Genomic DNA, 14,938 nt, shown 5'->3' with positions numbered 1-14,938 from the left:
AAGATGATGCTGGAATTTATTCCTTCCCGGCCATCCGGGCCAATTCAGCCTCAACTTCTATGTCGTTCAACTGACGGCAGGTAGTAAAAGTTTCTTTGTTGACCACTCCCTTGTGGATCAGGAAATGACGTTCGGCAAGTTTGGCAAGCTGAGGCCAGTGGGTGATGACAATAAGCTGCTGGCGGTCGGCGAGATCCTGCATTTTTTCGCCAACACGGTTCAGGGTATGACCGCCGATGCCGGAGTCTACTTCGTCAAAAATCAGGGTCGGTTTCTCGGATTCGCCCTGCAGCCCGGTGATAGCCAGCAGGAAGCGGGAAAGTTCACCGCCGGATGCTATCTTATCAAGAGGCTGTGCGGATTGTCCGGGGTTGGGAATCCACATCAAACGCCCGCGCATCTCGGAGAGTCCCGGATAAAGTTCGTGCGGCTGAAACTCAAATTGAACCTGCACATGCTCAGAGAAACCCAAACCTTTAAGCTCAGCGACAACGCGATTAGTAAGTTTTTTTGCAGCTTTTTCGCGGGCCGTGGTCAGCTTGCCAAGTGCTTTTGTCAGCTGTTCTACCAATTCTTTTTCTTTTTTTTCAATCTGGGCAAGTTCAAGGGCACAGGAGTCGAGGAAGTCTAGGTTTTCCTTAATTTCATTTTGCAGATCTACAATCTGGTCCAGAGTACGGCCGAGTTTGCGTTTTAGCTTGGAAAGGTCATAGAGGCGGGATTCAATATCATCTATGGAGTCCTCGGAATCAAAATCAAGCGGCTGGGCGCGCAGTTTACCGGCCAGTTCATCAAGAAAATGCCTGAACTCAATGACTGTCTCCCGGTCCTGTCCGTATTCCGGGAAAAGTTCGCAGATACGTTCCATTTCTGAAGCCAGTGCGGAAACACCGCCGCAGACATCCAGCGGTCCACGCATGATATCCATGGCATTCTGAATGCATTTTCCTGCATTTTCCTGAGCCTGCAAAGCATTTTTCTTTTCCAATAATTCTTCTTCTTCACCGGGATAAGGTGCGACTTTATCAATCTCGGTGCGCTGGAATTCAAGGAAATCTTTTTTCTCAAGAAGAGATGCCGAACGCTCTCTCAGCTCCTCTTTCTTTGCCAGCAGGGTCCGCAGGGCAGTCAGAATTTTATCTTTCTTTTCAGGAAGCGTGAGATCATCAAGAAAAGTATCCAGCATGCGGCATTGGTAGGCGGGCTGGAGCAGCTTCTGCTGGGCGTGCTGGCTGGTGTGCAGGATCATGGATGCGCCCATATCGCGGATTGTACTCTGGGAACTGAGCTTGTCATTCACATAGACACGGCTGCGCCCGGTAGCAGCAGAAAGCACGCGCCGCACTATGGATTCCGAACCGTCAGGATGAATGAATAAGGCTTCCACAAAAGCCTGTTCTTTGCCGGGGCGAACCATGTCCGGACGCATTTTCTGTCCGGTCAGGAAATCAATGGCCCGCAGGATGAAAGACTTACCGGCTCCGGTTTCACCGGTGAGCACGTTCATGCCTGAGGAAAATTCAATTTCAGCATCTTCAATGAGAGCAAGGTCGCGAATTCTGAGCAGTTCCAGCATTTTTATTTTACCGCTTACTGTTTGAGTCTGGGGTCGAGGATGTCACGCAGTGCTTCACCGAGCAGGTTGTAGCCTAGCACGGTTAACAGAATAGCCATTCCGGGAAAGATTGAAAGCCATGGGGCGATTTCCAAAACCTCTTTGCCATCCATGAGCAGGTTGCCCCATGACGGGTCCGGGGGCTGAACGCCGAGGCCGAGGAAGCTGAGTGATGATTCCACAAGGATGGCTCCGGCCACGCCCAAGGTTGCTGAAACCAGCACCGGGGTGATTGCGTTGGGCAGTATGTGAGTCAGCATGATGCGGACCGGGCCTGCCCCGGCCAGCCGGGATGCCTGAACAAAGTCACGCTTGCGCAGGGAGAGCGTTTCCGCACGGACCAGCCTTGCCACCCCCATCCATGAGGTGAAGCCGATGACAATCATGATGTTAGTCAGCCCCGGTTCAAGAAATGCGATCACCGCAAGGATTAGAAAGAACGAGGGAAAGCAGAGCATTACGTCTACGCCGCGCATGATGATTTCATCCACCAGTCCACCGAAATATCCGGCGGCAAGCCCAAGGGCCAGTCCTATGGTAGTGGAAATTCCCACAGCCACAAATCCGACCCATAGGGATACCCGTCCACCATAAAGCATACGTGCGAATACGTCGCGGCCCAATGCGTCGGTTCCGAAAAGGTGTGCAGAACTCGGGCCCTGCAGCAGGTGATCCACGTTTAAGGCGTTGGGGTCGTAAGGTGTCAGTAGTGGGGCGAAAACTGCCGCCAGCGAAACAGTGCCTACAAGAAAAATACCGAGGTAGAACAGCCCGTATTTCTGTAACTTTGAAGGCGGGGTGAGCGGTTTTTTGTTACCCATTAGTCCTGTCTCCCTGCACGAATACGCGGATCTGCCAGTCCGTAAGCAAGATCGGCCAGCAGGTTCCCGGCCAGAGTCAGCATCGCTCCAAGCACCAGAGAACCCATGATCAGAGAATAGTCACGGGCCATGACTGCTCCGTAAAAGAGCTGCCCCAGTCCGGGCAGGGCGAAAATTGATTCAATGATTACACTCCCGCCGATCAGCCCCGGAATGGAAAGTCCAAGGATGGTGATCACCGGGAGCAAGCCGTTGCGCAGGGCGTGTTTGAAAAGCACCTTGCGCATGGGTAATCCTTTGGCCTTGGCGGTGGTAATGTAATCCTGCCGCAGTACTTCGAGCATGGACGAGCGCATGAAACGGGACATCCCGGCCAGACTGCCGAATGTGTATATAAAGATGGGAAGGGTCAGATGCCGTGCCAGATCTACCATTTTTCCCCAAGGGGAAAGGAGTTCGTAGTCAAGTGAAGTCAACCCGGATATGGGAAAGACGGGGTAGTAGATACCGAGCCAGAGCATGAGCAGCAAGGCCAGCCAGAATCCCGGTACTGCGAATCCAATAAAGACCAGCACCGTCATTCCCCGGTCAAACCAGCCGCCCTGTTTCCATGCCGAATACATGCCGATTGGTACTGCAATCATTAGGGTCAGGAAAAGCGAGGCCAGATTCATTCCGAAAGTCAGCGGCAACCGTTCTTTTATGCGGTCCCAGACAGGACGCCTGTCCCCGGACATGGACATGCCGAAGTCAAATTTTGCAAGTCGTGTGACCCAGTTTATATATTGTTCGTGGAGCGGTTTATCCAATCCGTAGAGCTTTTCCAGTTTCTGGCGGGTCTCAATGGTGGCGGTGGGATTCAGGGTGGTTTCCATGTCGGTGGGGGAGCCGGGGGCGAGGTGAATCACCCAGAAGCTGATTACCGTGATGCCGATGAAGACCACGGAAACCCACGCAAATTTGGAAAGAATTTTTAAGGCAATGTCCAGCATAGTACCTCGTTTAAATATAGCGGTTTAGACTCAGTTAATGAAAAGCAGATTACTGCAATTTGATTTTTGAGGCAATAGTATTTGTTTATGAAAAGTAAACTTATGTTGTGTTTTGTATACGATGCTATCAGGAAATCCAGCTTAACCGAAGCGGCGGGGGAGGGAAATTGATTTATGTTAAAATAATTGAAAAAGAGTGTTGACAGCTGAGGCTGGTTTTTATAAACACTTCTTCACCCAACACGAGTGGGGCTGTAGCTCAGTTGGGAGAGCGCTTGAATGGCATTCAAGAGGCCGTGGGTTCAATTCCCTCCAGCTCCACCAGATATTTCAAGGACTTACAACAAAAGTTGTAAGTCCTTTTTTCGTGCCTTTCTTTGAGGTAGAGCCGGTAGATCCCCTAAACTTCCTTTAAGAACACCTCACCAGTCCACTTGTAGTCTTCTTCCGTAAAATTTATAAAATGCTTTGGATTGGTCACATTGTTTTCAATAAGCCACCTGACAAATCTTCCTTTAATGTACTTTCCTTGGTGACCTGCAGGCATCTTTTTTCCAGTTTTTTTTAGGACAAATTCTACTTCAATTCCATTCTCGTATTTCGCAGCTTTCTTGTGTGCCTGTGGTAATAAATCAATGACAAATTTATTCTTCAAATACTCTGAATTCGAATCTATCCATAGCTTGGCAGCCTTTAATTTATCAATTTTAAGACGATAATTAGGAATCAGGTCCGTAGGGCTGACAAGCCCAAATAGCCCTGATATGATGAGAACTTTTTTATTAAAATCAGATTTGTTTTTCAAAGTTTGATAATCAATAGCGTCGTAAACAACTCCTGTGTACCGGTCAATTGCAGGCATTGTTTTTGAAATTAAAATTTCCTTATTTACAGCAATTGCTTTTTCGAGAGCTTTTTCCTTAAGCCCGTATAATTTTTTGGGGTCAGCTTCTTTAATCGCTTCAATTAAGTCAGCTGTAATTCCTGATACAGAACTTAGGGGCTTATTCTTCCCTCCGTCGGCTTTACCCTCGGAAGGCGGGATTAAAATGATTGTTTTCATAAAAATGTCAATATTTTATATTGTTTAAGGTGTGTCCTTTTTTTACGAAATAAATGGCTGGTCAGTCAAATACAATTTGGTTGCACTAAAATTTAGCTACCAGATACTGGTAAAATAGCGGATAGAATTTTCATTTACTCCAAGCGTTAAAAAAGGTTCTTTAGTACAGCATTTGCGGGGCCGGAATTCAATTTATCTCAGCTTCACAGAAGACTTCAAGAGGTTGCATCGACAGATGCAACCTCTTTTTTTAGTCTCGGTAGGGTTTAAATTGTCGGTTTAAACTTAAGTTCCTTCAGCAAGAGTAGAACCCGGACCAGCCAGTGGCCGGAAAGTTTTTTTAGAAGACCCGCAATGTGGACATTTCCAGTCGGTAGGGAGATCTGCGAAGGTTGTTCCCGGAGCGGTGTCTGTTTTCGGTTCGCCTTTGTCGGGATCGTAAATGTAACCGCAGTTGCTCACCTGACATTGATACATATCTTTGGGTTCAGCCATGTTTTCCTCCTGTAAAGCTCTCTTTTTATGGGTTTTGGTTGTTTGTGGTTTTTTTAAATTAACATAGATCGCACTTAGTGGGTATTTTTTTTCTTTTCATCTACCTCCCTTTTCGAGAGGTAAGAGTCCATTGACTTTCCTCTTCTTACAAAGTAAATAATTTGAAATTTGTGTCGAATGTCGACATTGAACATTTGAGCACAGTTTATCCATTGGATTGTACCAAATAAATAGAGTGTTGAATTAACGCTATCTATAGGACAGAGGAGATCAATATATGACTTTAAGATCAAGAATGATAATAGCCTTTGGGTTTATCTCAATACTGATTGCCGTGCTGGGCATGTTTGCAGCGACAAAGCTTGAATCTGTTGGTGCACTTACTGATTCCTTATACAAGCGGCCTTATGCAGTCAGTACTGCAATGTTGCGCATTGATGTGAATTTGATGCGTATTCAGAATGAAATGTCACAGATTATTACGTCCTATGATAAATTAAGAATCGCCAAGCATAGAGAGAACATCGACAACTTCAACACAGAAATTATGAAGGATTTTGAACTGGTTGCCGAACGTTCTTCTGAAGAAACCGGCAGGCTCTCTGGATTGACCGATGTATACAGCCGCATGAGTTCCCTGCAACAAAATCTGATTGATACCCACGAAAAAGGAGCCTTGCGCAGTGTAATCAGAGCTGAGCGCGATAAAGAGGCTAAGCTGCATCAGGAATTGGAAGCAGGTATGGAGAAATTTATCGTTTCCGCAGAGAGAAGAGCAGCAGCCTTCAACGATAATGCATCCGCCAGTGTTTCGCAGGCAGGTAATATCCTGAAGGGTGCTGTGGGGCTGGTATTTGTTATCTCTATTCTCATTGCGTTTTTGATTTTACGTTCAGTTCATCGCGCTCTGGGTAAGGACCCGGCGGAGCTTAAGCAGGTTGTTTCCAAAGTGGCTAAGGGCCATTTTGAGTTTGAGGCTGCTGACAAGGCTTGTGGGGTTTACCGTGAAGTGATCTCTCTCGTTGAGTCCCTCAAAGGTTTCCAACGTGATACTGATGAGATAATTGTTGCCATTGAAAAAGGTGAACTTGAGCGTAAAGGTGATTCCTCCGGTTACTCCGGCGGTTTTGCAACAATGATTGAGGGAGTGAATACCCTCGTTGGTCTGTACTGCGAGTTGCTGAATTCCCTGCCCGTAGGAGTATTGACCAGAGGGAAGGACCGCAAGATTCTTTTCCTTAACAAAGCCGGATTGGATATTTCAGGCAGCAGTTCATTTGCAGGTAAACATTGCGATCAGGTTCTTGGGACCGAGGCCTGCCGGGAAGGGCGTTGCCTCCCGGAAAAATGCATGGAGAATGGCGGTAAACAGAATTTTGAAACTTCAGCAAAGACTGCATCCGGTGACTATGAAATCAGCAGTTCCGCTTCTGCAATAGTGGATCGTGCAGGTAAGGTGGTCGGCGCGCTTGAGATTCTTATCGATCAGACTGAAATTAAGGCTGTACAGAACCGCATAGTAGAGGTTGCCAGCGCCGCGGATCGTATCTCCACCAGTTTGGCTACTTCTTCAGAAGAACTCGCTGCCCAGATTGAGCAGGTCAGCAGGGGCGCGGATATTCAGCAGCAGCGTGTGGGCGAGACTGCCACTGCAATTGAGGAAATGAACGCGACAGTTCTTGAGGTCGCCCGTAACGCCGCTGATGCCACTTTGCAGTCTGAACAGGCTGCAGGGAAGGCGCAGGATGGTGCCGGACTGGTCGGCGAGGTTGTTACCTCTATCAATCAGGTCAATAATATTGCCGGGGAATTACAAGGAAATATGCTTGAGTTGGGCAAACAGGCGGATTCCATCGGCGGCATTATGACCGTCATCCTTGATATTGCGGACCAGACCAATCTGTTGGCTCTTAACGCTGCTATTGAAGCGGCCCGTGCAGGTGAAGCCGGCCGAGGGTTTGCAGTAGTTGCCGATGAGGTGCGCAAGCTGGCAGAGAAAACCATGACTGCCACCAGTGAAGTCGGAGAGAGTATCAAGGCGATTCAAAAATCATCAGAACGCAATATCAGGCAGGTGGAATCGGCTGTGGATCAAATAGCTGCTGCAACTTCGCAAGCGAATGATTCCGGGGCCGTTCTGACAGATATCGTGACCGTTTCAGGTGAAAGTTCGGCTTTGATCAGCAGTATTGCGGCTGCTGCGGAAGAGCAGTCCGCTACATCAGAGCAGATTAATTCCGCAGTGGAAGAGGTTCACCGGATTGTGAATGAAACTTCTGCAGGAATGACTGAATCTTCGCGGGCAGTGCAGGAGCTTAACGCCCTAGCTCAAGATTTGCGGGGCATGCTTGAAAGATTGAATTCTTAACTGAAAGATATAATTTCTAAATGGGTTAGGGACGGTGTTCATATGATACCGTCCCTTTTTTATTAAGCTACTGGGGCAAACTCTGTTTCTCTAAGGTGCTGCTGTTATGTATTTCCGGTTTGCGGGTCATATTAGCGGAAGAATGGTTTATGTTGATTTAGGCATAATTTATCGTGGATTGTTGGTATGTTTTGGATTATGAATGTGTCAGCAGATAAATCTATTACAGATCAACCGTAAACCGGAGAGGACTTGATATGAATCGCGCACAGGACAAACTCGATCTCATCTACATCGGCTATCACCCCCGAACTCTAGACGGTAGTTCACCTAAATCACGTTCCCTTAGTGAATCCATGGCGTTAATGGAAGACTACAATAAAACTCATGACGAGGAGAGGTTTCGGGCCGAGGTAGTTCAGGTTGCCTATACCGATCTTTGCGCTGTCGCCGTTATGGAAACGAATATGGATAGAGTCTGGCAGTACCTTTAAGGCAGGCTGACTGACACTTTTATTCTGCCGAGAGTGTTTTATGCGCCCAGTGTCCGGCTTCGGTGTAGCCCTGCGCTGCATCGGTTTCAGGAATTGAGTATTGTTCCAGCGCAGTTGCCACTGTATCCCAGTCCGCTGCTTCTACAGCTTTGAGCATGTTCAACAGACCACTGAGGGGTGTTTCTTCTCCGCAGAGGGTCTTTGTCAGTGTGTCGTCCAGTGGAAGGTGTCCGGTGATTTCGTCCATGGGCAGGCCAAGCAGCGCATCAAGGTTTGAGAACAGCCCCAGCAGGAAAAGGGAATCACGGTCAAATTTATTTCCGTCAATGGAATCCGCGATCTTTTCCATAAATTTACCCCTGCACGCAGATTGATAAACCAGTTCCTTGCTACGCTCCTCGCGCGAGGTGTCAGACAACATGGTGATCATCAGCCATTGTTTCAGCGGCCAGAGTCCAAGCAGGGCTACTGCATGGCTGAGAGACCGTATCTTTGCGTAATTCGAAACAGCAGAGACATAGCGGAGCAATCTGTGGCTTAGCCCGACATCATGTGAGATTGTTTTGGCTACATCGTCTACACAATAATCAGGTGAGGAAAGATCCTTCAAAAGCTGGAATCTGGTAAGCACACAGCTGCTTATCTTACGTCCTTCGATCAGTTCCGGTTTGGCAAAATAAAAGCCCTGAAAATAAGAATAGTCCAGGGATACGGCCAGATCGAACATCCCTCTATTCTCGACTTTCTCAGCCAGAAGCTTGCAATTGTATTTTGTAAGTTCTCGGCTGAGTTTTTCGACTGCACTTAGCTTCATGCCCAGAAAGTCGACCTTTACAATATCAGCCAGTCTTAGCAGGGGGGCCATTCCGGGCTGCCCCACGTAATCGTCAAGTGCAATTAAGTAGCCTGATTTTTTGAGTTTTTTTACTGCTGATATTATTTCAGGGGTAATGCCTACATCTTCAAGTATTTCGGGGATGCAGATTTCTGGTGGGAGGACCGTAGCGGATTCCACAAGAAGCATATGCCGGGAAAAATTGATGAGAATTTTCTTGGAGTCAGAGACTGAGTCCAGGGCAAGCGACAGGCCGTCTGAGATAACCCGTGAGGTTGCTGTACTGGGTGAACTGCCGTCCATGCCGATGGTGTTACTTGCCCTGTAGAGCAACTCGTAACCCCAGATGTCCCCCCTGCGGTCAAAGATGGGTTGCCGGGCTACAAAAATGGGGCGGTAGGCGGTTTTCATTGTAATGGACCCATAGTTGTCTTGAAGTTTGCAGAAGAAACCAACCGTTATTCTTAAATGGTTTTCTGGTTCCTTTCTGGATCAGCTGCAATTAGCATATAGATCAATTATGTTCTAGCATATTATTTTAGGGTCTAGCTGGTGGGTGTCTCTTAATGATTTGATTTTATAAACTAAATGTTTGTTTTGTCTCTTTTGGCTTGGGCCTGTATTTGCGTGCCGGATGATTATCCATACATTCCTCTGATTCATTCAAAATAAAATATGGATATTGATGTGTAGTCCACGCAAGCCTCGGAAGGCAAAATTATTTTAAGATAGCGCGATAGTGCATCAAGATAATAAGCTGGGCCGAGGTCGGCATGGGGCATTAGGTCTGGGGTGTTTTTCTAGATGCCGGGAAGATCATCGGTATGTTCTGCTGATGAATAATTTGCACAGTTTTAACTTCCCATATTATAGTGCACGGGATTCCCATTCCTTGGGGATTCCATCGTTTTGAATAAATAAACACGGGAGAGATAAATGTACGTACTTGCTATCAACGGCAGTCCACGTAAGGGTGGCAACACTGAAGTTATGTTGAATAAAGTTCTTGAGCCTCTTGAAAAAGAAGGTTGGGAAACAGAACTCTATCAGCTTGGCGGCAAGAAGATCCGCGGCTGCATAGCCTGTATGAAATGTTTTGAAAACAAGAATGAAAAATGTGCCGTGGACAACGATAAGCTTAATGAAGTTTATGAAAAAATGGTTCGTGCTGACGCTATTGTGATCGGTTCCCCTACATATTTTACTGATGTTACCGCAGAGATAAAAGCTTTGATCGACCGTGCCGGCCTGGTGGCCATTGCCAACGACCGCCAGTTTGCGGGTAAGATCGGTGGCGCAGTCGTGGCTGTTCGCCGTGGCGGTGCAACCCATGTTTTCGATACTATCAACCATCTTTACCAGATCAGCGGCATGATTATCCCCGGTTCCACTTACTGGAATATGGGGTACGGCCTGAATAAAGGTGAAGTCAGTGATGATGGTGAAGGCATGGTCAATATGCAGAACCTCGGTGAATGTATTGCATGGTTAGGCAAGGCCATTAAGCCGCATTTAGAAAGTTTTCCCAAGGTGGATAATCCTTCTGGCGAGGGGTAATTCGCATAAATAATGTCTGAGTGTAAATGGGGTGGCTGATTGTTCAGTCACCTCATTTTTTTATGGTGCAATCTAATTATTGGCAGCTTTGCCGTATTTCTTTCTCTCGATGTTTTTTTTACTTTAAGTAAAGTGCCAGAATAGTGTAAGGTAGAACACCTATGCCATACTCAGCTGTGACTGATGGCTGACGGAAAACTGCTTACCGGGAGATGACATGAAATTATCGGCTAAATTGATGCTCGGCTTCGGTTCTGTGCTCGGCTTATTGCTAGTGCTGGCAGCAATATCTTTTTGGGCACTTGAAAATTCCAGTGAGGGCTTCAGCCAATACCGGGGATTGGCACGAGATACCAACTTGAGCGGAAGGTTGCAGGCTAACATGCTCATGGTGCGGATGAATGTTAAGGATTTCATCATTACTGGAAGTGATCTCGATCTTAAACAATACGACGGTTACTACGCCAAGATGCGCGAATTTATTGATGAAGCTGTTTCTGAAATCAAGAAGCCGGAACGTGCCAGTCTAATCGCGAAAGTGGATAATGAAGTAAAAGAGTATGGTGAGTATTTTGAAAAGGTTAAAAAGTTTCGGGTAGAGCGGAATCATTATGTCAATGATGTTTTAAATGTTGCCGGACCTCAGATGGAGCAGAAACTGACCCGGATTCTGGAAACAGCTGAACGTGATAATGATATGACCGCCGCGGTGAAAGCTGGGCATGCCATGCGCAACCTGTTGTTGGCCCGTTTGTATGTAGTTAAGTTTCTAGATGATAATGCCCAATCGTCTGTTGATAGAGAGGGAGAGGAAATGGCAGCGTTTGATAAGCTGCTTTATGAGCTGGACCGCAACCTGCAAGATCCCGAAAGGCGTAGGCTGCTCGCGGAAATACTAGATTTAAAGGAGAAGTATTCCGCAGCATTCGGCGCACTTACTAAAATTATTTTCAACCGCAATGAGATTATCAGCAAGAACCTGGACGTTATCGGACCGGAAATCGCTAAGAATGTCGAGGATGTTAAGCTCTCAGTAATGGCAGATCAGGATGTGCTCGGACCCAAGCTTCAGGCGGCCAACAGTCAGGCCATTATGCTGGCGGTTGTGATCAGTATTATCGCCATTGCAGTAGGCATCATTACTGCCGCTCTGATCATCAGGACTATCAGCAGGCAGCTTGGAAGCGATCCCGCAGATATTGCGAATGTTGCCCAGAATATTGCGGGCGGTGATCTCGACCTCAAATTTGCTGAACCGGCTATTGGTGTTTATGGAAATATGCGCGACATGGCGACTCAGCTTACGAGGGTTGTCTCGGACGTGCGTGCCGGAGCCAGCAATGTAGCTTCCGGAAGTACCGAACTTTCAGCTTCCGCAGAAGGACTTTCTCAGGGAGCCACCGAGCAGGCTGCTTCTATTGAAGAAGTGTCAGCTTCTATTGAAGAAATGGCCAGTAATATTAAGCAGAATACCCTTAATGCCCAGACCACAGAGGATATTGCACTTAAGTCCGCCGCTGATGCACAGGAAAGCGGTTCCGCTGTTTCGGAAGCAGTGGCGGCTATGAAAAATATAGCGGAAAAAATTTCCATCATTGAAGAAATTGCCCGCCAGACCAACCTGCTGGCTTTGAATGCCGCAATTGAAGCTGCCCGCGCCGGGGAACACGGTAAGGGTTTTGCCGTTGTCGCTGCCGAGGTTCGCAAGTTGGCCGAACGCAGTGGTAACGCCGCCGGGGAAATCAGCGAGCTTTCTTCTTCAACTGTAACAGTTGCTGAGAAGGCCGGGGACATGCTTGAAAACCTCGTCCCCAATATTCAGAAAACCGCCGAGCTGGTTCAGGAAATATCTTCAGCAAGTGCGGAACAGAATTCTGGGGCAGAGCAGATCAGCAAGGCTATTACCCAGCTGGATTCAGTTATTCAGCAAAATGCTTCCGCATCTGAGGAAATGGCTTCGACCAGTGAGGAGCTTTCCTCCCAGAGTGCCATGCTTGAAAATACCATGTCTTTCTTCAGGGTGGGCGGCTATGGAAGTTCCTCCTACTCACAGCCAAGGGCGTTGCCGGTAAGCAGTCCAAGGCAGGAGAAACCTGTTGCTGCAGCTCCAGCCGCCCCTGTGGCCCCGGTTGCAGCATCGCAGCCTGTAGCAAGTGCGGCAAAATCAGACGCCGGTTTTGGTGGTCTTTCTCTGGATATGGAAGCTGATGACAGTGACTTTGAAAAGTTCTAAAAAATAAACTCCCGTTTAAAGATCAGACAGGTCTTCATGAGTGTTCATGAAGACCTGTTTTTCATTCTTCTGTATTTGTCTATAATTGTAGGTGTTATTCATTTGTGTTACCTATAGGGTCGGTAGTAGAAATTGTCCGTAACCTTAAGACGGAGAAAAAATAAGTATGATTTTAGTACATTACCCCAGTTGAACCAGCTCCCGTAAAGCCAAGGCTTGGCTTGAGGAAAAGGGAGTGGATTTCACTATCCGGCACATCGTAAAAGAGACCCCGACCAGAGATGAATTTCTCAGCTGGCAGAAGATTGCCGGGGTGGATAAGAAGAAGTTCGTGAATACAAATGGTAAAAAATATAAGGAAATGGGGCTGAAAGATACTATCGACTCCATGTCTGATGCTGATCTTTTTGAGCTTATTTCCGGTGACGGCATGCTTTGCAAGCGTCCCGTTCTTGTTGCTGATGATTTTGTGCTTATCGGCTTCAAACTTAAGGAGTGGGAAGAACGGTTTTAACGTTCTGCCCATACGATACATCGGGGCTGCTTGATTATGAGCAGCCCTTTTTGTTTTTCACTCTTTTAACACTGTAGAAGTGACATTCATTTTAGCTCATGTCATAGTACTGCCTATTGATTACCTTTTAACTTCAAGAGGATGACTGCCATGAGCATAGTTAAAAATATAGCCGTAGTTGCTCACGATAATTGCAAAAAAGAACTGCTGGATTTTGTGGACTGCAACCACAACATTCTTTCCCGGCATAACCTCGTGGCTACCGGAACCACTGGTGGGCTGGTCGAAAAAATGATCAAGGAAAGGGCCGTACAGAAGAATGATGAAGGGTATGATTTCAAACCAGTGGATAGAATGAAGTCCGGTCCCTTGGGTGGTGACCAGCAGTTAGGGGCCATGATTTCCGAAGGCAAAATCGATGTGCTCATCTTTTTTTGGGACCCTATGCAGCCGCAACCCCATGATGTTGACGTGAAAGCACTGCTGCGTCTGGCCGTACTCTATAATATTCCAACCGCCAGTAACCGTTCCACTGCCGAATTCCTGATCTCTTCCCCGTTTTTCGAAGGGGAGTTCCAGCGCAAGGAAACTGATTTCAGTGACTATACCCAACGGAAGATTTAAGCTGTTGAACACTGTATCCATTTGATTTATGACCAGCTGAATTTAAAGAATCAAGTGAGAGGTGTTTATGAGCAAAACGGTTGTAAAAAAAGTTACTTATAAAAAGCACGACATTCGTTACTATGTGGTCGGCAATGTTGCTTACGTTTGTCCTGAAGATCTGGTGCCTATCATGGCTCTTGATTCCAAAACAATTGATGTCAGCGGAGAGCAGGCGTTGGATAAAGTTGAAGCAGGGCGGAAGATTTTCCCTTTTTTTGAATTTTTTGACTGGTTTTCAGAGCAGTTCGACCAGTATGATTACTCTGATGACGTGATTCTGCCTGACCCGATGCCGTGGTAGACTGAGAAAGCGATATAATTTTAAAAAAGCCACCCTGATCAGGGTGGCTTTTTTGATTTCTGGGGTGGACTCAATTTTTGACTATCAGCTTTTTTGATAAAAAGACTTCCTACTGATAGCGCTGAGTGATATAAGTGTGGTTAATGAAAATGGAGGAAGAAAATATGAGTGATTCAAAACCAGTTGGCTGCTCAAAACCTGTCGGCAAAGCAGTCGAAGAGGTTCAGCAGGACGTCAAAACTGAAACCTCCGAAACCCCCAAAGGAGCAGAAATCATGATTAAAGCTGGACAGAAAGCTCCTGATTTCACTGCAGGTGCTTATCAGGATGGCGCATTTAAGGAAATTACTCTCTCCGATTATCTCGGAAAATGGGTAGTGCTTTGCTTTTATCCCGGTGATTTTACTTTTGTCTGAGCTACGGAAATTTCGGCGGTCGCCGAAAAACATTCTGAGTTTGAAGCCCTTGATGTTCAGGTTCTTTCAATGAGTACCGACAGCATGTTCGTCCACAAAATGTGGGAACAGGATGAACTTTCCAAAATGATTTCCGCAGGCAGGGTTCCATTTCCTATGCTTTCTGACGGTGGCGGAAAAGTAGGGCAGATGTACGGCGTTTACGATGAAGATGGCGGCGTTGATATACGTGGCCGTTTTCTCATTGATCCAGACGGTGTTATCGTGGGTTACGAAGTGCTGACTCCGCCCGTGGGCCGCAATGTAGCTGAGACCCTGCGCCAGATTCAGGCATATCAGCATGTAAGAAAAACCGGTGCTTCCGAGGTTTGCCCCTCCGGCTGGAGACCCGGTAAGAAAGTTCTTAATCCCGGCCCCGATCTGGTGGGTAAGGTTTGGGAAGAATGGGAAGTGACCATGGCTTTTGAATAAGTCCATGATCTGATTTAGTTTGTATTGCTCCCGGTCGGTTAAACCTTCCGGGAGTTTTTATATGTGGGTTAAAATATTTCCGAATATAATTATGTCC

Annotated in this window: 13 protein-coding genes, 1 tRNA gene and 1 pseudogene; 9 read left to right on the top strand and 6 right to left on the bottom strand. The window is 46.9% G+C overall.

What is annotated here, in order from left to right:
- Window positions 1-16 precede the first annotated feature (16 nt).
- Genes ACNI29_RS03095 through ACNI29_RS03085 form a run of 3 tightly spaced genes read right to left on the bottom strand, consistent with a single transcriptional unit; the run spans window position 17 to window position 3,428 of the window.
- The gene (locus tag ACNI29_RS03095) at window positions 17-1,576 is read right to left on the bottom strand and encodes a DNA repair protein RecN (RefSeq protein WP_419780725.1); all 1,560 of its coding nucleotides are present in this window, start codon (window positions 1,574-1,576) and stop codon (window positions 17-19) included.
- Between the two features lie 14 nt (window positions 1,577-1,590).
- The gene (locus tag ACNI29_RS03090; RefSeq protein ID WP_419780724.1) at window positions 1,591-2,436 is read right to left on the bottom strand and encodes an ABC transporter permease; all 846 of its coding nucleotides are present in this window, start codon (window positions 2,434-2,436) and stop codon (window positions 1,591-1,593) included.
- Window positions 2,436-3,428, bottom strand: a complete 993-nt coding sequence (locus tag ACNI29_RS03085) for an ABC transporter permease (protein ID WP_419780723.1) — start codon at window positions 3,426-3,428, stop codon at window positions 2,436-2,438. The genes ACNI29_RS03090 and ACNI29_RS03085 overlap by 1 nt, the downstream gene beginning before the upstream one ends.
- A 248-nt stretch (window positions 3,429-3,676) precedes the next feature.
- Here ACNI29_RS03085 and ACNI29_RS03080 point away from each other — a divergent pair.
- Window positions 3,677-3,752: transfer RNA gene (locus ACNI29_RS03080), tRNA-Ala, on the top strand.
- Window positions 3,753-3,828: 76 nt separating this feature from the next.
- Here ACNI29_RS03080 and ACNI29_RS03075 read toward each other — a convergent pair.
- Window positions 3,829-4,491 carry a YaaA family protein gene (locus ACNI29_RS03075; protein WP_419780722.1) on the bottom strand — a complete coding sequence of 221 codons (663 nt, stop codon included), beginning with the start codon at window positions 4,489-4,491 and terminating at the stop codon, window positions 3,829-3,831.
- 285 nt (window positions 4,492-4,776) lie between these two features.
- Window positions 4,777-4,986, bottom strand: coding sequence for a rubredoxin (locus tag ACNI29_RS03070; protein WP_419780721.1), 210 nt, complete (start codon window positions 4,984-4,986; stop codon window positions 4,777-4,779).
- Between the two features lie 277 nt (window positions 4,987-5,263).
- On the opposite strand from ACNI29_RS03070, the gene ACNI29_RS03065 reads away from it, so the two are divergent.
- Both ACNI29_RS03065 and ACNI29_RS03060 read left to right on the top strand, forming a co-directional pair.
- A complete protein-coding gene (locus ACNI29_RS03065; protein ID WP_419780720.1) occupies window positions 5,264-7,354 on the top strand; it encodes a methyl-accepting chemotaxis protein in 2,091 nt (696 codons plus the stop codon).
- A 257-nt stretch (window positions 7,355-7,611) separates the two neighbouring features.
- Window positions 7,612-7,848: a hypothetical protein gene (locus ACNI29_RS03060; RefSeq protein ID WP_419780719.1), complete on the top strand. Its 237-nt coding sequence runs from the start codon at window positions 7,612-7,614 to the stop codon at window positions 7,846-7,848.
- A gap of 19 nt (window positions 7,849-7,867) precedes the next feature.
- Here the strand turns inward: ACNI29_RS03060 and ACNI29_RS03055 are convergent, their stop codons facing one another.
- Window positions 7,868-9,094, bottom strand: a complete 1,227-nt coding sequence (locus ACNI29_RS03055) for an EAL and HDOD domain-containing protein (RefSeq protein ID WP_419780718.1) — start codon at window positions 9,092-9,094, stop codon at window positions 7,868-7,870.
- A 525-nt stretch (window positions 9,095-9,619) separates the two neighbouring features.
- Between ACNI29_RS03055 and ACNI29_RS03050 the strand changes: the two genes are divergently transcribed.
- The 6 genes and pseudogenes from ACNI29_RS03050 (at window position 9,620) to prxU (ending at window position 14,841) form a co-directional block, all read left to right on the top strand.
- The gene (locus tag ACNI29_RS03050; RefSeq protein WP_419780717.1) at window positions 9,620-10,240 is read left to right on the top strand and encodes a flavodoxin family protein; all 621 of its coding nucleotides are present in this window, start codon (window positions 9,620-9,622) and stop codon (window positions 10,238-10,240) included.
- A 217-nt stretch (window positions 10,241-10,457) separates the two neighbouring features.
- Window positions 10,458-12,473: a methyl-accepting chemotaxis protein gene (locus ACNI29_RS03045; RefSeq protein WP_419780716.1), complete on the top strand. Its 2,016-nt coding sequence runs from the start codon at window positions 10,458-10,460 to the stop codon at window positions 12,471-12,473.
- A gap of 205 nt (window positions 12,474-12,678) precedes the next feature.
- A pseudogene (locus ACNI29_RS03040) lies at window positions 12,679-12,987 on the top strand (Spx/MgsR family RNA polymerase-binding regulatory protein); the annotation flags it as partial.
- A 150-nt stretch (window positions 12,988-13,137) separates the two neighbouring features.
- The gene (locus ACNI29_RS03035; RefSeq protein WP_419780715.1) at window positions 13,138-13,611 is read left to right on the top strand and encodes a methylglyoxal synthase; all 474 of its coding nucleotides are present in this window, start codon (window positions 13,138-13,140) and stop codon (window positions 13,609-13,611) included.
- Window positions 13,612-13,678: 67 nt separating this feature from the next.
- Window positions 13,679-13,954: a hypothetical protein gene (locus ACNI29_RS03030; RefSeq protein ID WP_419780714.1), complete on the top strand. Its 276-nt coding sequence runs from the start codon at window positions 13,679-13,681 to the stop codon at window positions 13,952-13,954.
- A 164-nt stretch (window positions 13,955-14,118) separates the two neighbouring features.
- Window positions 14,119-14,841, top strand: coding sequence for a thioredoxin-dependent peroxiredoxin (gene prxU / locus ACNI29_RS03025; RefSeq protein ID WP_419780713.1), 723 nt, complete (start codon window positions 14,119-14,121; stop codon window positions 14,839-14,841).
- The last annotated feature ends 97 nt before the right edge of the window (window positions 14,842-14,938 follow it).

The organism is Maridesulfovibrio spiralis (SeqCode) (assembly GCF_048571135.1).
In the GTDB taxonomy this organism is placed as follows: Bacteria; Desulfobacterota; Desulfovibrionia; order Desulfovibrionales; family Desulfovibrionaceae; genus Maridesulfovibrio; species Maridesulfovibrio spiralis.
Note: the sequence above shows the minus strand (reverse complement) of the source record. Positions and strands in the feature narration are given on the sequence as shown.

Coding starts and splice junctions, on each gene's coding strand:
- ACNI29_RS03095 (WP_419780725.1), bottom strand. CDS start 1,576: ATGCTGGAACTGCTCAGAATTCGCGACCTTGCTCTCATTGAAGATGCT.
- ACNI29_RS03090 (WP_419780724.1), bottom strand. CDS start 2,436: ATGGGTAACAAAAAACCGCTCACCCCGCCTTCAAAGTTACAGAAATAC.
- ACNI29_RS03085 (WP_419780723.1), bottom strand. CDS start 3,428: ATGCTGGACATTGCCTTAAAAATTCTTTCCAAATTTGCGTGGGTTTCC.
- ACNI29_RS03075 (WP_419780722.1), bottom strand. CDS start 4,491: ATGAAAACAATCATTTTAATCCCGCCTTCCGAGGGTAAAGCCGACGGA.
- ACNI29_RS03070 (WP_419780721.1), bottom strand. CDS start 4,986: ATGGCTGAACCCAAAGATATGTATCAATGTCAGGTGAGCAACTGCGGT.
- ACNI29_RS03065 (WP_419780720.1), top strand. CDS start 5,264: ATGACTTTAAGATCAAGAATGATAATAGCCTTTGGGTTTATCTCAATA.
- ACNI29_RS03060 (WP_419780719.1), top strand. CDS start 7,612: ATGAATCGCGCACAGGACAAACTCGATCTCATCTACATCGGCTATCAC.
- ACNI29_RS03055 (WP_419780718.1), bottom strand. CDS start 9,094: ATGAAAACCGCCTACCGCCCCATTTTTGTAGCCCGGCAACCCATCTTT.
- ACNI29_RS03050 (WP_419780717.1), top strand. CDS start 9,620: ATGTACGTACTTGCTATCAACGGCAGTCCACGTAAGGGTGGCAACACT.
- ACNI29_RS03045 (WP_419780716.1), top strand. CDS start 10,458: ATGAAATTATCGGCTAAATTGATGCTCGGCTTCGGTTCTGTGCTCGGC.
- ACNI29_RS03035 (WP_419780715.1), top strand. CDS start 13,138: ATGAGCATAGTTAAAAATATAGCCGTAGTTGCTCACGATAATTGCAAA.
- ACNI29_RS03030 (WP_419780714.1), top strand. CDS start 13,679: ATGAGCAAAACGGTTGTAAAAAAAGTTACTTATAAAAAGCACGACATT.